Annotated in this window: 17 protein-coding genes; 5 read left to right on the forward strand and 12 right to left on the reverse strand. The window is 69.5% G+C overall.

Annotated elements, in window-relative coordinates; genetic code table 11:
* Positions 1–64: 64 nt before the first annotated feature.
* Together IF89_RS0130245 and IF89_RS38440 are read left to right on the forward strand one after the other, a co-directional pair.
* Positions 65–547 (forward strand): GNAT family N-acetyltransferase, encoded by a 483-nt coding sequence (locus IF89_RS0130245; protein ID WP_051807835.1) that lies wholly within the window; start codon positions 65–67, stop codon positions 545–547.
* Positions 548–718: 171 nt separating this feature from the next.
* Positions 719–982, forward strand: a complete 264-nt coding sequence (locus tag IF89_RS38440; RefSeq protein WP_043194604.1) for a hypothetical protein — start codon at positions 719–721, stop codon at positions 980–982.
* Positions 983–1,200: 218 nt separating this feature from the next.
* Here IF89_RS38440 and IF89_RS0130255 read toward each other — a convergent pair whose 3' ends face one another.
* From IF89_RS0130255 to IF89_RS0130305, 11 genes are all read right to left on the reverse strand, one after another.
* Positions 1,201–2,460, reverse strand: coding sequence for a tyrosine-type recombinase/integrase (locus IF89_RS0130255; RefSeq protein ID WP_030774851.1), 1,260 nt, complete (start codon positions 2,458–2,460; stop codon positions 1,201–1,203).
* Between the two features lie 73 nt (positions 2,461–2,533).
* Entirely contained in the window at positions 2,534–2,770 is a 237-nt protein-coding gene (locus tag IF89_RS0130260) for a helix-turn-helix domain-containing protein (RefSeq protein ID WP_030774853.1), read from the reverse strand.
* A gap of 487 nt (positions 2,771–3,257) precedes the next feature.
* Positions 3,258–4,610 (reverse strand): hypothetical protein, encoded by a 1,353-nt coding sequence (locus IF89_RS0130265; protein ID WP_030774854.1) that lies wholly within the window; start codon positions 4,608–4,610, stop codon positions 3,258–3,260.
* Between the two features lies 1 nt (position 4,611).
* Entirely contained in the window at positions 4,612–5,496 is an 885-nt protein-coding gene (locus IF89_RS0130270) for a bifunctional DNA primase/polymerase (protein ID WP_030774855.1), read from the reverse strand.
* A gap of 296 nt (positions 5,497–5,792) precedes the next feature.
* Positions 5,793–7,910, reverse strand: coding sequence for a cell division protein FtsK (locus IF89_RS0130275; RefSeq protein WP_030774857.1), 2,118 nt, complete (start codon positions 7,908–7,910; stop codon positions 5,793–5,795).
* A 95-nt stretch (positions 7,911–8,005) separates the two neighbouring features.
* Entirely contained in the window at positions 8,006–8,242 is a 237-nt protein-coding gene (locus IF89_RS0130280) for a DUF6257 family protein (protein WP_030774858.1), read from the reverse strand.
* Between the two features lie 96 nt (positions 8,243–8,338).
* Complete coding sequence (locus IF89_RS0130285; protein ID WP_420706982.1) at positions 8,339–8,542, reverse strand: hypothetical protein; 204 nt, start codon at positions 8,540–8,542, stop codon at positions 8,339–8,341.
* A complete protein-coding gene (locus tag IF89_RS0130290) occupies positions 8,539–8,919 on the reverse strand; it encodes a DUF6251 family protein (RefSeq protein WP_030774861.1) in 381 nt (126 codons plus the stop codon). The genes IF89_RS0130285 and IF89_RS0130290 overlap by 4 nt, the downstream gene beginning before the upstream one ends.
* A gap of 12 nt (positions 8,920–8,931) precedes the next feature.
* Positions 8,932–9,261, reverse strand: coding sequence for an RRQRL motif-containing zinc-binding protein (locus IF89_RS0130295; RefSeq protein ID WP_030774862.1), 330 nt, complete (start codon positions 9,259–9,261; stop codon positions 8,932–8,934).
* Positions 9,261–10,106 carry a DUF2637 domain-containing protein gene (locus IF89_RS0130300; RefSeq protein ID WP_030774863.1) on the reverse strand — a complete coding sequence of 282 codons (846 nt, stop codon included), beginning with the start codon at positions 10,104–10,106 and terminating at the stop codon, positions 9,261–9,263. The genes IF89_RS0130295 and IF89_RS0130300 overlap by 1 nt, the downstream gene beginning before the upstream one ends.
* Entirely contained in the window at positions 10,103–10,372 is a 270-nt protein-coding gene (locus tag IF89_RS0130305; RefSeq protein WP_030774864.1) for a DUF6284 family protein, read from the reverse strand. Before IF89_RS0130305 ends, IF89_RS0130300 begins: the two co-directional genes overlap by 4 nt.
* Positions 10,373–10,727: 355 nt before the next feature.
* Here IF89_RS0130305 and IF89_RS0130310 point away from each other — a divergent pair, with 355 nt between their 5' ends.
* From IF89_RS0130310 to IF89_RS0130315, 3 genes are all read left to right on the forward strand, one after another.
* Complete coding sequence (locus IF89_RS0130310; RefSeq protein WP_030774866.1) at positions 10,728–11,573, forward strand: sigma-70 region 4 domain-containing protein; 846 nt, start codon at positions 10,728–10,730, stop codon at positions 11,571–11,573.
* A gap of 1 nt (position 11,574) precedes the next feature.
* Complete coding sequence (locus IF89_RS42580) at positions 11,575–12,387, forward strand: hypothetical protein (RefSeq protein WP_078628608.1); 813 nt, start codon at positions 11,575–11,577, stop codon at positions 12,385–12,387.
* 89 nt (positions 12,388–12,476) lie between these two features.
* Positions 12,477–13,052 (forward strand): hypothetical protein, encoded by a 576-nt coding sequence (locus IF89_RS0130315; RefSeq protein ID WP_030774867.1) that lies wholly within the window; start codon positions 12,477–12,479, stop codon positions 13,050–13,052.
* Positions 13,053–13,172: 120 nt separating this feature from the next.
* On the opposite strand, the gene IF89_RS0130320 is transcribed toward IF89_RS0130315, so the two are convergent.
* Entirely contained in the window at positions 13,173–14,942 is a 1,770-nt protein-coding gene (locus tag IF89_RS0130320; protein ID WP_078628609.1) for a phospholipid carrier-dependent glycosyltransferase, read from the reverse strand.
* Positions 14,943–15,011 lie beyond the last annotated feature (69 nt).

The raw sequence follows: 15,011 nt of genomic DNA on the forward strand, positions 1-15,011 counted from the left end.
CTCCTGAACGCGTTCAAAGAGCCCTTGGCTCCGACCTTACTCTTCGCAGTCGCGACGTGCGTGGTTGTTACCGGACCGGAACCTCCCTAAAGCCGCCCGCGGCCCGCTCGAAGGGGCCCGCCGCCTCCTCGCGGACGGCCGTTTCGACGGCGACGACACGAGGACCCTCTGGACCAGCGCGGGCGACGACGACCTCGGCCTGGTCCGCCTGAGGGACCTCGGCGACAGCACGCCCGTCCTCGACCTGCGCATCCGCACCCGGCGCCGGGGGCGGGGCGCCGGCAGCCGAGCCCCGGCCCGGCTGACGGCGTACCTGTGCGAGGAGTTCCGGGCGATCCGGCGGATCGAGGGCACCACCGGGCAGGACAACGAGGCGATGCGCCGCACCTCCCGGCGGTGCGGCTACGTCAAGGAGGCCCACAATCGGGACGGATGGCCCGCCTCCGACGGCACCGAGGTCCACGACGCCATCGGCTGCGTGATCCTGCCCCGGGACTGGCTCGCAGGCACGACGACACCGCCGGCCTGGGCCGACGAGCCCACGTGACCGGCCGACGTGCAGTCACCTGGGCCGTGTTTTAGCGTCGGAAGGGCGAGGGCGACCGCTGCGCCGAGCCGGTCGCCCGCCCCGGAGACTCCTGCCCCGCGAGGCCGCCCCCGCCCGTGGTCCGGCGTACCCGCGGGCCGCGTGACCGACCGAGAGAGCAGGTGCATCCGCATGCGTCCGTCGGCTCGTATCCCCAGCATCCTCGCCGGCCTGGCCCTCGCCGTCGGCGGCGCCGTCGTCGCCGCCCCGTCCGCGCAGGCGGACGCCAAGGCGTGCGAGCAGTACGTCGCCCAGCACAGCCCCGAGGCCGCGGACGGCGCCGCGGAGGCGTGCTACGAGGGCCGGATCGGCAACCAGACCAGCTGCGTCGCCAGCCTCGTCGCGGTCGGCGCCGGCAAGGACACGGCCAACACCGCCTGCGAAGCCTCCCGCTGACACCGCACCAGCAACGAACGCGGGCCCCGGCGTTCATCGGATGCCGGGGCCCGCGTCCGTGCCGCTAGACCCAGGTGTCCAGCCACATGCGGCCGCGCCAGGAGTCCATGGGCACGGTCTGGCCCGTGTAGATCGGCCAGAAGTAGATGAAGTCCCGACGACCCTAACCCGCAGAGCCCTGACCAGCCTGAACGCTGCTGGCCGGGGCTCTGAGGAGGTCACTGGGCCGTCTCTGGGCCGTGATCATGGTCCTGGGCCGCCTTGAACAGCCCGTCGACAGCCTTCCGCGTCCGCCCCTCGCTGCTGGGCATCAGGTGCGTGTACGTCCGCAAGGTGAAGCCCGGGTCGGCGTGACCGAGGTACTGACTCAGGGCCCGGATGTTCTCGCCGGCGTCCAGCAGGACGGACGCGTAGAAGTGCCGCAGGGCATGCATGCCGTGCTGAGGGGCGGAGGCATACCGCTCACCCTCCTTGGCCGGAGGGATGATGCCCGCGACCGCAAGGGCGGGCTTCCACATGTGGTCGTTGAAGTGGCTGACCCGGATGAACGTGCCGCCCAGGCTGGAGAAGACGAGCGACCGCGTCACGAGGGGGCCGTCCGGCGTCCGCCAGGGCAGGGTGACCGCCACCGGGGGGTGGAGCTTGGAGTGCGCGCGCAGTGCAGCCGCAACAGAGCCGGGCAGTGGCACAGAGCGCGCCTTGGCGCCCTTCGGCGGGGCAAAGACGTACTTGCCCCGGATGCGCTTGAGCTGGTGCTCCACATGGAGCCAGGCGCCTTCGTAGTCGATCTCCTCCTCGGAGAGCCCGAACACCTCGCCCTGTCGCAGGCCGCATCCGCCGCCGGCGTCGACAGTGGTACGCAGATGTTGGGGCAGAGCGGCGCGCACTCCCAACACCTGTGCCGGCGTCCACGGCGTGACGCGCGGCGGCGCGGGCTTGGGGACCTGCACCGACCGGGCCCGGCACGGGTTCTTGGACAGCAACCCGTCATCTACCGCGGCAGCGAATGCGGCATTGACCGTGCCGAAGATGATCCGGCGGTGCGAGGAGGCCGGGACGTTCTCCTCCAACTCACCCAGCCAGGTCCGGATGTGGCCCGGCTGAAACGACGGCATGGGGCGGGTGCCGATGTACGGATAGGCGTGCAGCCTCAGCCGCCGCTCCGCCGCCTCACGACTGTTGATCTCCGTCGTGTGGGTCTTCACCCACTTCTCGGCGAACTGCCGAAAGGTGATGCGGTTGGCACGCGGGTCCACGTACTGACCCCGGGACATGTCGGCCGCGGTCTCGTTCAACCACAGCTCAGCGAGGCGCTTCTGCTTGTCCGGGAAGGACCTGCTCTTCTCGGTGCCGTCGGGCCCGACGTACCGGGCGCGGTAGCGAGCACCGGTGCCGTAGCGGTCGGTCTTGACCCGCCGGGTCTTGCCATCGGGCGCGGTCTCGGTCTTGTACCAGCGGTCTTGGATGTGGCCGGCCACGTGGTGCCCTTCTAGGAACGCGAGCGGGGGGCGGCCCGTGTGGGCCGCCCCCCCCGTGGTGGGAGTGGGTGCTCTAGGCGGCGCGCTGGGCGTCCGCGGTCATTTGGTCGTTGATCCAGCCGCGTACGGCTGTGGGGTCGTAGCGCAGGTGCTTGCCGACGCGGAAGCCGGGCGGCCCGGTGCGCTTCTTGCGCCACTGGTAGACGGTCTCCAGGGGCACGGCGAGCAGTTCGGCGATGTCGTCGGGGGTGAGGTAGCGGTCGGGGAGTCCGCCGCGCAGGGTGGCGCGGGGGTCGCTCTGGGCGGGCATTGCTCCTCCGGCGGGTGTGGCGTGGTGAGCCCAGCCGAAGCGCGGCGGGGCACTTGGGGCGGCCGTGTGTGTCCGAGGTTGGGATTTCTGCGTCACTGCGTCATCTGCGTCACTCGGGGCTTTGACCTGCGGGTTTGAGTGACGCAGGGCTTTGACGGCTGCGTCACTGGTGACGCAGCCGTCCGTCACGGGGTGACGCAGGTGACGAACGGTGACGCAGAAAATGGGGCTCTGCGTCACCGCTGTCGTTGCAGGTCAGGACCGGTTTTCGGGGCCGTCGTGACGCAGGTGACGCAGCGTCTTCCTACTTAGGAAAAAGAGAAGCGGCTTGTGTCTGTTGGTGTGTGCGCCTTCGGGCGAAATGCGGAGCCGCAAGCGGCACGCCCGTTGGGCGGCGGCGCGGCCGCCGAAGAACAAGAAGAGCACCGGCCCGCCAGGGCGGCGGGTGCTCCTATTGCTTGTGCGGCCGCCCCCGCCGGCGCGCGGTCTAGAAAAGGTCCTTCTGCTCGTCCTGCCGGGGCTGGGGCCGGGTCATGGCGATGTAGCGGGCGGTGTTGATGCGGCCCCAGTCGACGAGGACGCCGCGGGCGGCGAGGACGGGTTGGAGGCGCTTGAGGCGGTCGGAGAGGACCTTGCCGGTGGTAGGCCAGCCCTTGGGCTGGGGCCGGAAGTCCTCGCCGGTGTAAAGCTGAGTGAGGGCGTGCAGCCACTCCGCGGACGTCATCCGGACCTCGGTGCCGGGCTCGATGTCGGCGGCGTGCTTGAGGACGGTCTGCGCGAGGAGGTCACCCTCGATGACGTCGTCGTTGAGGTCATCCAGGCTGGCCCGGTAGGCGTCCAGCGCACCGAAGCTGCGGGCAGCGTCCAACTGCGCGCACAGATGGGCGAAGTCAGCCATCCGCAGGTCGGTCGGGATGTCCGCTTGGGCGGCGCGGACACTGACGGCCAGGTCGAGCACGGAGCCCAGGATCACCGGCAGGTCCCGTGCGAACTCCGTCCACAGCTCCTCCTCGGTGCGCCGGATGCGGGGGCGTTCGAGGCGGAGGGGGAGGAGGCGTTCGGCGAGGTCGGGGCGGATGACGCCGACGTCGATGCCGGTGAGGAGCAGGGGGCGGCGGTAGCGGGAGCGGACGACGTCCCCGTCGGTGAACAAGGCCCGTTTGATGTTCTCGGCGCCGGTGACGATGCAGCACATGAGGTCGGAGAGGTCCGGGCCGAGGTGGGAGAGGTTGTCCAGGCCGGTGATCCACCCGGCGGCAACGGCGGTGATCAGGTTCTCTTCGTCCTTGGGCGGGCGGCGCAGGTCGCCGCTCATGCCCTCGATGATGCGGACGAGCATCTTGCCGGCGGTGGACTTGCCCGCCCCCTGGGGCCCGGTGAGGAACGGGGCCGGGACGGGGACGTCGGGGCCGAGGCAGCCGACGAGCCACGCCAGGGCCAACCCTTCGCTCTGGGCGCTGGCGAAGTTGACCAGCCGCATCAGCAGGTCGATGCCCTTGCCGTCGGTGTCCTTGACGGGGAGGGGGAGTTCGCCGGTGAGCTGAGTGCGCCGCCAGCACACCTCCCGCGGGTCGGGGGTGAGGATGTCCCAGCCGTTGGGGTGGATACGGACGGACCGGCCGTCGTCCCGTCCCAGGTCCAGCCAGGTGGCTCCGTCGAATCCGGGGGCGACGCGGATGTGGACGGGCTGGACGTCCTCGGTGAGCGCGAGTGCTTCGATCAAGTCGAGTGCCTCCTTCAAGGCGGTTCCGTTGAAGACGACGGTGCGGAAGTAACGGAACTGCTCCTGTGCGTACTTGGTGATGACTTCGCGGGCGGGGTTCTTCTCGTCCTCAGGCATGTCACATCCCCAGAGCAGCAACGGCGTTGGACCACGCGTCCTCGCAGTGCCGCAAGGACTCACCCCGGCCCTGCGCCGCGGTGAACAGACGCTTGATGTGGGCGTCGGTGAGGCATCCGCACCGGCCGTGCGCGGACAGCACCGCCAGGAACATCCGGTACACCGTCCTGTGGATGCCGTCTGGGGTCTGCTCGATCCGCTGCTCGGCCATGGCGATCCCACGTTCCAGGTAGGCGGGCGAGCGGTGAGGGCACTGCCCGCCGCCGACCGGCGCGGCCACGCCTACGGGGCGCGCTGCGGGCCGGGCCGCGGCGGGCTCCTTCACGGCGAGCGCCCGCACGACATCCGGGAGCTGCGCCACAGGGCCGATGCCGGGTCCGAGCCAGCGGACGTAGGAAATCAGCGACTTGATGTCGACGCCGGGGCGTACGGCGTTGCGGGAGGTCATGGTTCCGAGGTAGATCCAGTGCTCCCCGCGCGTGGTCGCCACGGTCCTGGTCCCCGGGAGGTTCTGGCGGGCCCACGCGACCGCGTCGGCGTTGTCGAGGTCGACGACGGTGACCCCGGCGCCACCGGGGTGGTAGGCGACGGCCGCGGCCTGCCGCCAGGCCGGGGCCCACGCGGCGGAGGTGAGGATGTTCGGGTCGGTGGTGGCGGCAGCCCAGGCGTGGCAGGGCGCCGGGCACGTGCAGGAGCCGGGGGTCTTCATGTTCGGCCGGCCGCCGCAGGCGTTCTTCCGGCAGGCGCGGCAGTTGCCCATGGGGCCCTTGCCTGCCCGCAGCGGCAGCACGGGCAGCCCCTGTTCGGCGAGCTGCAGCGCGGTGTGGAGGGTGGCGGGTAAGGCCACGGCGCCGCGGTCTCGCGGGATGTCGGTCGGGTGGGTCATGCTGGTCTCTCCAGTTCTTGAGTGTTCTGGATGAGAGCGGCCCTGGATCTTGGCGGATACGGGGGCCGCTCTCGGCATGTCCGGGCGTGTTAAGCGGAATCCCTGCCAGTCGGAGGTCAGGGAGGCTCGGGCACCCCCTGCCGGGAAGGCCGTGGAGGGGGTTTCGGGGGTCTGACCTGCGGCGCCTCCCTGCCTCCCTGATGGATCATTTGTGCAGGTCAGTGCCGGGGAGGGGGGTCAGGGAGGGGGTGAGGGAGTTCTCCCTGCCTCCCTGGCCCGGAGCGGGTCGCCTCCCTCTACTCGGCGGCGGAAGTGGAACCGTCGGCGGTGCGGGAGGTGACGACGCGGGCGACGCGTTCGCGGGCAAGGGTCATGCGGCCTTCGGACTTGTACGGCTCGGCGCCGGTGCCCTCCAGCGCGCGCTTGAGGTCGATGAACGTCCACTTGCCGTAGGTGTCCTGGTCGAGGGCGGTGAGCCGCTTGAGGACGTCTTGGGTGAGGACGCGGGTCTCGGTGCCGAGGACGGTGAGGATGTCGGCGAGCGGGTCCCGCTGCTCGCCGGGCTCGGCGACGGGTGTGGTGGTGATGCCGGCGCGCAGGGCCTTGGCGCGGTCGGCGATTTCGGTGGCCTGGTCGGTGTCGATGTAGTAGGTGCGGACGGTGATGGAGGTCTGGCCGGCGGGGATGGTGATGCCGTCGGAGGCGACGACGACGGTGCCCTTGTCGAGGCCGAGTCGCAGTTGGTGGGGTGCGGCGCCGCCGTCGACGGCGTTGTCGCCGAGGGCCATGCGGGCCTGGGACTCGGTGCCCAGGACGAGGGAGATGCGGGTGTGGGCGCCTTCGCGGACGAGCTTGGGGAGGTTCTGGTCGGTGGGGTCCTGCGTGCCCTCCCACAGCAGCACGTCCACAGCCCGGCCCTGGTTGTGGATCTTCCGGACGGCCATGAAGTAGCGGGAGGTGGCCTTGGATCCGCCGTAGGGGTGCTTGTCGTCGTCGAGGGCGGGGCACATGAACGCGACCTGCGCTTCGTCCACGATCCCGATCAGCGGCGTGAACACGGTTCCGGCCGGGGCCTGGATGCGGCGGTCCATCTCCGCGACGAGGCCTTCGACCATCTCGGTCGCCTTGACGACGTGTGCGTCGGTCGGGCCCTGGATCAGGGTCGTGGCGAGACCGCCGTCGAACATGCCCCAGTCCCCGACGCCCTTGAGGTCGGCGATCCGGAACTCGATCGAGGTGTCGAAGGCGGCCCACAGTGCGAGTGCGCGCAGGGCGGCGGTCTTGCCCTGGTTGGACTTGCCCGTGATCAGCAGCATCCGCTGGTACAGGCTGAGCGTGGCCGCGTCCCCGCGCAGGTCCTGGCCCCAGATGGCCTTGCCGGTCTTGTAGTTCGCGGCGACGGCCTTTTCGAGGACCAGCGGGGACGGGCCGATCGGCTCGTCCAGCGCACCGGAATCGGCGATCCACAGGCGGATCGTGCGGGCCGCAACAGGGATGGTGATGAACACTTCATGCTGGTGGCGGGCCAGGTTCTCCGCGAGCTTGCGTCGCCGCCCCTGCACCTCCTCCGTCGACACCCCCGACGGCAGGGTGACGTCGACTTCCACGCCGCATCCGGCGATCCGGATCGGGCCGAGCATCTGCGCGCCAGCGTCGCCCATCTCGTTGATGCCTTTACGCAGCGGGCTGATGCCGAGGTCGCGCAGGGCGGTGACGACGATCGATGGAGTGATTGGGGCGCCCACGGTGTCCCGCTGCTTGGCCGGGAGTGTCCACTGCGGGGCCGTCTGCTGCTTGCGGCCGACACCCCAAAGTGCGAGGAGGGCCAGCCACGGGCCGACCGTGACCGCGGGTCCCCACACGACGGTGCCCACCATCACGATCCAGTGGATCGCCGCGATCACCGTCGCGAGCGGGGCGAGGATCCACGACGGGTCTTTCGTGGCTATGGCCAGCACGATCCCGAGCAGGAGGAGTCCGCCGAGGGTGAGGCCGGTGGCGTATCCGGCGCTCTTCACCGCGTCCTGCGGGGCCTTGAGGAGGTCCATGCGGCGGTGGTGGCGTGCGGCGCGGTAGCGGGTGAGGCGGTCTTCCCACTCCTTGGCCTCCTCGAAGTTCCCTCCGGCCTCGGCGGCGCGGATCATGCGCTCGTACCGGGAGGCGGTTCGGCCCTCCCAGGTGCGGCGGGCCGTGACGCGGGTGCCGCCGATGACGTACATGCCGTGCCGGGCCACCAGCCGCGCCGCCGCACGGGTCCGCTCGTCCGTGACGATCCGCCGGACGCCGCGTGCGGAGCGCGTCCACACCCGCACCCGCCGGACCGCCTCCGGGGCCGGGGCGGTGGGGGTGTCGCCAGGGAGTGTGTAGGTGCCGGTGGTGGGGTCTTTGAAGAGGGGGACGACGTTGTCGGTCATGCTGAGAACTCCTGCTCTCGCTGACAAGGCGGGTGGGTAGGGACCGGGGCGGCCGGCGTTCTTTGGCGAGAAGGGGCGGCCGCCCCGGGGCACAGCTACTTGCGGGTCTTGCCGTTCTTCGCGCGGGCCTTGCGGGCGGCCTTCTCGGCCTCCGCGGCATCGGCGGCCTGCTGGGCCTCGCGTTCGCGGGCGCCGTCGATGATCCGGTCGACCTTCTTCTGCAGGTCGCCCAGGTGGACGTTCTCCCCGGCGATCCCGCGCTTGGCCATCCGGGCCGTGTACCAGCCGATCTGCGTGATCTCACGAGCGGTGAACTTCGGGTCCTGCGCCATCACGGGTCTCCTCTCGGAGTCCGGGCTGTCCGGCTCCCCACCCTCCCCGCCACGCTGGCGGGGAGGGCAGGCAGGCGTCAGGTCTGCGACGGCCGGTCAGGGACCGGTCTTGGTGAGTTCGTGGCCGTGGCACAGGACCGGGCCGATCAGGAGGCCGATACCGGCGACGGTCCAGCGGCCGGCGGTCAGCGGGCCGGGCGGGACCTCGTCCACGATCCGTCCCGTGCGGCCCACGGCCCGCGGGTCGTCGGCACACGCAACGATGCACACCTTGTCTCCGGCCGCGAACACGCCGCTCACCGCCTCTTCCGGCGAGCCTTGGCGACGTTCTTGACGGCCGCCCCGGCCTCGGGGCGGCCGATCGACTTCACGACCGTGTGGACGCCCCAGCCCAGGATCAGGGCGAGGAACGCGAGCATCGCGATGTTCGCGGCGATCGCGGTGAGCGCGCCGACGAGGAGCGGGCCGAAGTACACCCCGGCCGCGACCGCGCCGGCCCCGACTCCGGAGCCGAGCGCGATGCGCTGGACGGTCTTGTCCGGGGCGGCCTGATGGATGTGCTGATGCACGACCTGCGGCCCGGCGTACGTGGCGGGCAGCGTGTCGGCGTAGACGTGGGTGCCGTCCGGGAGCTGTACAACGGTGGGCGGCCGGTGGGGTTCGGGCAGGTGGTTCACGGTCAACTCCCGTCAAGGGGCTTCGGGGTAGGCGCAGGGGGCGCACATGCCGAGCGAGACCGGGATGACGTATCCGGCATCGGCGCGGCAGGCGGGGCAGGTGCGGCGGGCCGTATTCGCCCGGTCCAGAGCCGCGTGCTTGGCCGGGGTCATCGGGCGGACGGGCTTGGCACGGTCGACGCGGTAGAGGAACGCGGTCAGCGGAGTGCGCCGACGGCGCGGACGCTCCAGCTGGGCGACGACGTCCTGACCGCCGGGCCGGAGCCCGGCCGCGCGGAGCTGTCGTCGGGTGGCCAGCCCGTCCGGGGCGAGCCGCCAGGGGTAGACCGGCAGGGTGGCCATCAGCTCACCACCGCTGCCGCGTCGCGCTCGCGCTCGGCCTTCAGGGTTTCCCGCACGACGCGGGCCTTGGCCGCGGAGGTGTGCAGGGCCTTGCGGATGCCCTCACCGGTCAGCTTCTCGACCGGCCACGACTCCGTCAGGCTGCGGGCCTCCGCCAGAAGCTCCGCCTCCGACCGGACCGGTCGGGCCGACCGCGCCGCCACCGGCACTCGACCGGTCGCCCGACGCGGACGCGACACCTCCGCCGCAGCCACCGGCACCCGCACCTCGACCGGCACGGCCGACACATCGACCGAACCGACCGGCACGGGCTCCGGGGCGGGCAGGGCGGTGGGCTCGTCCACCACAGGTTCGCCCAGCTCAGCCATCGACTGATTTGTGTCGGTCTGCACCGATTCGCGCTCGCCGGGGTCGACTGGCGGGCGGTGGTGGAGGACTTTGGCGACGAGGTCGGAGCCGAAGTAGATCGACCCGACCGGAAGCGACGTCGCCAGCAGGACGAGTGCCCAGTTGGTCCAGTCGCCCTCGGCCAGTCGACTCCAGCCGATCGACTCCGAGTGCAGGTCCGGGACGAGTCCGTGCACGTAGTTCAGGACCAGCGACGCGAGCGTGTAGGAGGCCAGCACCCGCAGCGCGAACTTCCGCGCGTCCCCCGTCAGCACGAGGGCGGCGACGAGGGCCAGGGCCATCAGCCCGTCGACGACGAAGGGGTAGAGCCACGCGGCCGTGGTGTCCGCGCCGATGGCCCGGGCCACGTCCCGCAGCGCGTTCCAGGACACCCGGAACGCCATGCCGACCACGGCCACCAGGGCCAGCACCAGCAGAACCCGTCCCGTGCGGTTCATGCCGCGCCACCCGAGGACGGAAGGTGGGCGGCCCGGTTCTCCAGCGCGGTCCGGGCGGCGAGCACGCGCCGGCAGGCTCGGCGCAGCCGCTGGACGTCGACCTCGGTGGGTGTGCGGCCCAGCGTCATGATCTCCGCGTCGAGCAGGTCGCGTTCCGCCAGGATCAGCGGCAACTCGGCCTCGATCGCCTCAAGCTCCGCATCCGACGGCTCCAGACCGTCGGACCACGGGGTAACAACGTCGTGAAGTGCAGCGATGGACTTCATGGGTCTTGCTCCTTCTACGGAGGAACGGGACCGAACAGCAGCCCCGGTGTTCCAGCACCGGGGCTGCACTTCGTTTGCATGGAGGTTGTTTCGATGTGTGCTTGTGTCTCTTTCCGAGAGCGCGCTCCCGGGGGTAGGCAGAGACTGCCGTCCGGTTGACAAGGGGTCCGGCGCCCTCGGCCCTAAGGCCTCTATGCATGCGTTATTGCAGCTCAACCCATAGATAGCCCCCCATGCACTGCTGTGCTTAGGGGGTCTATGCGCTGACCTCGTAGTCAAGGTAGGCAGTCCTGGCGTAGTCGTCAAGCCCCCCTCGCGGTATGGTGGCTAGACCCCCTAAGCGTGGAGGTTGTGGATGCACCCGGAGATGCAGCGAGTAGCCGAAGTCGTGGCGCCGGTCGACCGAGCCAAGGCCGCGATCGATCTGATGGCGGACTATCAAGGGCGTGTCGTTGAGCTGTCCCGGATTCGACGGGAAGCCATCGAGGAAGCCTCGGCGGCCGGCATGTCTCAGTCGGAGATCGCTGCTCTATTGGGGGTCAGTCGCGGCCGCGTTGGGCAGTTGGCCTCGCAGGGCCCGCCCCCGGAGCGTGCCTTCTTTGGTGCTGGCCTCATGACTATCTCGCTCGGTGGCAAGTACGAGGCGGGTAAGTCGGCTTCAGAGAACCCTGGCGAGGTGGTTGCGAGGGAGGATCTGGGTAACTTTGACCGCCTCAGGAAGCTGCTGTCGACATTGAAGCTTGACGCTCAATACGAGGTCATCCCACCGAGCGGCATGGTGAACCTGAACCGCGACAATCACGTCGTCGTGTGCGGACCGCGTCTCTCGCCTATCATCTCGCAGGTGCTGGAGGGGGATGATTACCTGCGCTTTGAGAAAGACAGTGCATGGCATCTCGTGGACCTGAATACTGACGAGCGCTATCGGTCTCCGATGGATGAGGATGGAACGGCGGGAGATTTCGGTTACCTTGCCCGCTTGCCTCGTTTGGATGGGCGAGGGACCTTCCTGTATGCCGCTGGCATCCATGCCATTGGTGCCAACGGAGTCGTTCATTATCTGGAAAACAACCTGCCCGAGCTTTATCGCGACGTGCGGACCCGTCGCTTCTCCACCGTAATCTCCTGCCGATACGACCCGAAGACGCTGGAAGTCGTGGAGAGCAAGAGGGTTACCCCCATCTACCGACACGAGGCGTGACATGCGCATCAGCGTTTCGACGCGGCCTGGCGGCCCGGCTCCGAACGAGGACTGGGTGGGGTGTACCCCATCGCTGGCCGCAGTGCTCGACGGGCTCAGCACCGCAGGCTTGGATACTGGCTGCCGGCATGGAGTTCCGTGGTACGTCGCGCAACTCGGCGGGCATCTGCTTGCGTCCCTCGCCACGCCGGATAAATCCCTAACCGAAGGGTTGGCGGAGGCGTTGGAGCAGGTCGCGGGACTCCATCCTGAGTGTGACTTGCGAAATCCGGGAACGCCCTCCGCGACGGTGGCGCTCTTGCGTGAAGGGGTGGAAAGCTTTGATTACCTCGTTCTCGCTGATTCTCCGATTGTTCTGGAGAAAGGCGATCAAATCTCAGTGCTCACGGATCTCCGCGTTGACGAAGTCTGTCGCGACCTGAAAGTCGAGACGGAACAATACCGGACGGGTACGCCGGAGCATAGCGCGAGTGTGGCCAAGCTTGTTGCTGCACAGCGTGCTATCCGAAACACTCCCGAGGGGTACTGGGTTGCTTCGGCTAAATCTGACGCGGCCTTCCACGCTCTAACCGGGTCGGTGGATGCGAACGAAATTCGCTCAGCTGTGGTTCTATCTGACGGTGTTTCGCGGCTTGTTACCGAATACCAGATGGCCACATGGGAGACGGTGTTTGATCAGCTTCGAGCGGCGGGCCCCGATTCGCTGATCGGCGCAGTCCGCCAGGTCGAGGCTACCGACCCTCACGGGCAGCGCTGGCCTAGGTACAAGTCTGGCGATGACGCTTCGGTTGCCTTCTGCCAGCCTGCGGGGTAGGGCTAGGGCAGGAGTCAATCCCGAAGGTGTCCGGACCTGTTGTGGCGAAACCGTGGTCCGGACACTCTGCTGCTCGGCACAATCTGCTTATGACGCAGTGGTTGCTACCGGTCCTCTCCGCCGTCTTGGGATACCTGGTGCATTGGGCTCAGCAGGCCTTGGTGTGGAGGCATGAGCACCGTCAAGAGCAACGGGAGCAGATTCTTACGATTCGGGAGAAATTGGTCCTCCTGAGAGAGGTTGCAGCCTCTGAGGACTATGACGCCAGCACGCGTCCCATCCTGCAGAGGTTGGCGAGCGACGTTGGATTGCTGAGGGACAGGAAGCTTCGGGAACGCGTTGCTCGGGATGTCCGCCTCGTCGGACGAGCTTGGAAGCGCCCGCGCAGGAGGTCGGCCACAGACGGCGCTCTTTGGGTGAACACGTTCGTTGATGACGCCTACGAGTGTCTGTCGTCGACGCTCCGCGGCGAACGCCTGCCGCACGAGTCCGAGCAAACCCTGATCTTCGTCTTTGACGAGAGTCCAGCGGGGGAGGCAGCCATGACGCAGTGGATGATGAGCTCCGAGGAGGTCGCTGACGCCAACTGGCAGGAGGCTTTCACGGCTTGGCGGGTGGCCAACGCGGGTCGAGGCCGTCGCCCTTTCTTGGCTCGTTGGACGTAGGCCGGGCCGTATGTGGGCCGTCTGTGGGCCGTCGAGGGGCGGCCCAGGACGGCTTGCGACGGCCAGCAACAACCACGACGGGCCCGGCACCTCTCGGTGCCGGGCCCGTCGTTTGCGCTGTTAGACCCAGGTGTCCAGCCACATGCGGCCGCGCCAGGAGTCCATGGGCAAGGTTTGGCCCGTGTAGATCGGCCAGAAGTAGATGAAGTTCCACACGATCAGCAGGACCAGGACGCCCGCGCCGATCGCGCCCAGGGCGCGGCGGCGTTCCGAGGAGCCGGCCGGGCCCAGCAGGGCGCCGATCATCATCGCCACCGCCAGGCACAGGTACGGGACGAAGACCACCGCGTAGAAGTAGAAGATCGTCCGCTCCTGGTAGTTGAACCAGGGCAGCAGGCCCGCGCCCAGGGCGCACGCGATCGCTCCCGCCCGCCAGTCACGGCGGAAGAACCACCGCCACAGCACGTACAGCAGCGCGAAGCAGCCCGCCCACCACAGCAGCGGCGTCCCCAGGGCCAGCACCTCGCGGGCGCACTTGCCCGCCGCGGTCGCCGGGCAGCCGTCGGTGCCCGGCTCCGGGGACTCGTAGAAGAACGAGACCGGCCGGCCCAGGACCAGCCAGCTCCACGGGTTGGACTCGTAGGTGTGCCCCGAGGTCAGGCCGACGTGGAAGTTGTACACCTCGGTCTCGTAGTGCCACAGGCTGCGTACCCACTCCGGCAGGAACGACAGCGAGCTGTCCCGGTCGTTCTTCGCCGCCCAGTCGCGCAGGTACCCGCCCTTGCCGTTGTCCGGGCTGAGGATCCAGCCCGACCACGACGCCACGTAGGTCGCGACCGCCACCGGCACCGTCGACACGAACGCGGGCAGCGCGTCGCGCCGCAGCATCGCCGCGTACGGCGCGCCCGCGCCGGCGGTCCGGCGGGCGGCCGCGTCCCACAGCACGGTGAGGATGCCGAAGAAGGCCAGGACGACGAAGCCGTTCCACTTCGTGCCGGCGGCCAGCCCGAGGCAGACCCCGGCCAGGATCCGGTACGGGCGCCAGCCCAGCCGCAGCGTCTCCGCGATCTTCGTGTCGGGCCGGGTCCGGCCCTCCTCGTCCACCGGGAGGGCGTCCGCGAGCCGGGCGCGGGTACGGTCCCGGTCGATGAGCAGCGCCCCGAACGCGGCGAGCACGAAGAACATCAGCACCAGGTCCAGCAGCGCCGTGCGGCTCATCACCAGGTGCAGGCCGTCCACCGCCAGCAGCGCGCCCGCCAGGCAGCCCAGGAACGTCGAGCGGAAGAGCCGGCGGCCGATCCGGCACAGCATGAGCACCGACAGGGTGCCGAGCACGGCGGTCATGAACCGCCAGCCGAACGGCGTGAGGCCGAACATCCACTCGCCGAGCCCGATCACCCACTTGCCGACGGGCGGGTGCACGACATAGCCCGGATCCACCGGCAGGGCCACCCCGTCCGGGTTGGCGAGGATCGACTTGTCGATGTCCTTGGGCCAGTTCGCCTCGTAGCCCTGCTTGATCGTGGCCCAGGCGTCCTTGGCGTAGTACGTCTCGTCGAATATCACCGCCTTCGGGCTGCCCAGGTGCACGAACCGCAGCACGCCCGCGACCAGCGCCACCAGCAGCGGCCCCGCCCACGACACGATGCGCTGCCAGGTCCCCCACACCTCGGGCGGAAGCCCGAAGGTCATCCACAGCTGCCGGGACGGCTTCGTGTACGGGGGCACCAGGCGGGTGCGGACGTCCCGGCGCGGCGACGCGGCGGCGGTCGGCGCGTAGCCGAAGCGGCGCAGGTCGCGCAGCCAGGTGGACGGCTCTCGTGTGCCGTCCGCCCGTGCGCAGGACAGGGCCCCCGCGGGGCTGGGCGGCGGCGTCGCGGTACTGGTCACCGGCACATCGTAGGGAAGAGATCTGTGTGCGCCCCAGTGGCGTGGGGTGGCGGGCCGCGGGACTGAGAG

It is taken from the genome of Streptomyces sp. NRRL F-2664, assembly GCF_000719345.1.
Lineage (GTDB): Bacteria > Actinomycetota > Actinomycetes > Streptomycetales > Streptomycetaceae > Streptomyces.

Bases quoted from the DNA above. Each gene is read 5' to 3' on its own strand.
- IF89_RS0130260 (WP_030774853.1), bottom strand. From the start codon at position 2,770: ATGCCCGCCCAGAGCGACCCCCGCGCCACCCTGCGCGGCGGACTCCCC.
- IF89_RS42580 (WP_078628608.1), top strand. From the start codon at position 11,575: ATGCGCATCAGCGTTTCGACGCGGCCTGGCGGCCCGGCTCCGAACGAG.
- IF89_RS0130265 (WP_030774854.1), bottom strand. From the start codon at position 4,610: ATGCCTGAGGACGAGAAGAACCCCGCCCGCGAAGTCATCACCAAGTAC.
- IF89_RS0130280 (WP_030774858.1), bottom strand. From the start codon at position 8,242: ATGGCGCAGGACCCGAAGTTCACCGCTCGTGAGATCACGCAGATCGGC.
- IF89_RS38440 (WP_043194604.1), top strand. From the start codon at position 719: ATGCGTCCGTCGGCTCGTATCCCCAGCATCCTCGCCGGCCTGGCCCTC.
- IF89_RS0130315 (WP_030774867.1), top strand. From the start codon at position 12,477: ATGACGCAGTGGTTGCTACCGGTCCTCTCCGCCGTCTTGGGATACCTG.
- IF89_RS0130275 (WP_030774857.1), bottom strand. From the start codon at position 7,910: ATGACCGACAACGTCGTCCCCCTCTTCAAAGACCCCACCACCGGCACC.
- IF89_RS0130300 (WP_030774863.1), bottom strand. From the start codon at position 10,106: ATGAACCGCACGGGACGGGTTCTGCTGGTGCTGGCCCTGGTGGCCGTG.
- IF89_RS0130270 (WP_030774855.1), bottom strand. From the start codon at position 5,496: ATGACCCACCCGACCGACATCCCGCGAGACCGCGGCGCCGTGGCCTTA.
- IF89_RS0130305 (WP_030774864.1), bottom strand. From the start codon at position 10,372: ATGAAGTCCATCGCTGCACTTCACGACGTTGTTACCCCGTGGTCCGAC.
- IF89_RS0130295 (WP_030774862.1), bottom strand. From the start codon at position 9,261: ATGGCCACCCTGCCGGTCTACCCCTGGCGGCTCGCCCCGGACGGGCTG.
- IF89_RS0130310 (WP_030774866.1), top strand. From the start codon at position 10,728: ATGCACCCGGAGATGCAGCGAGTAGCCGAAGTCGTGGCGCCGGTCGAC.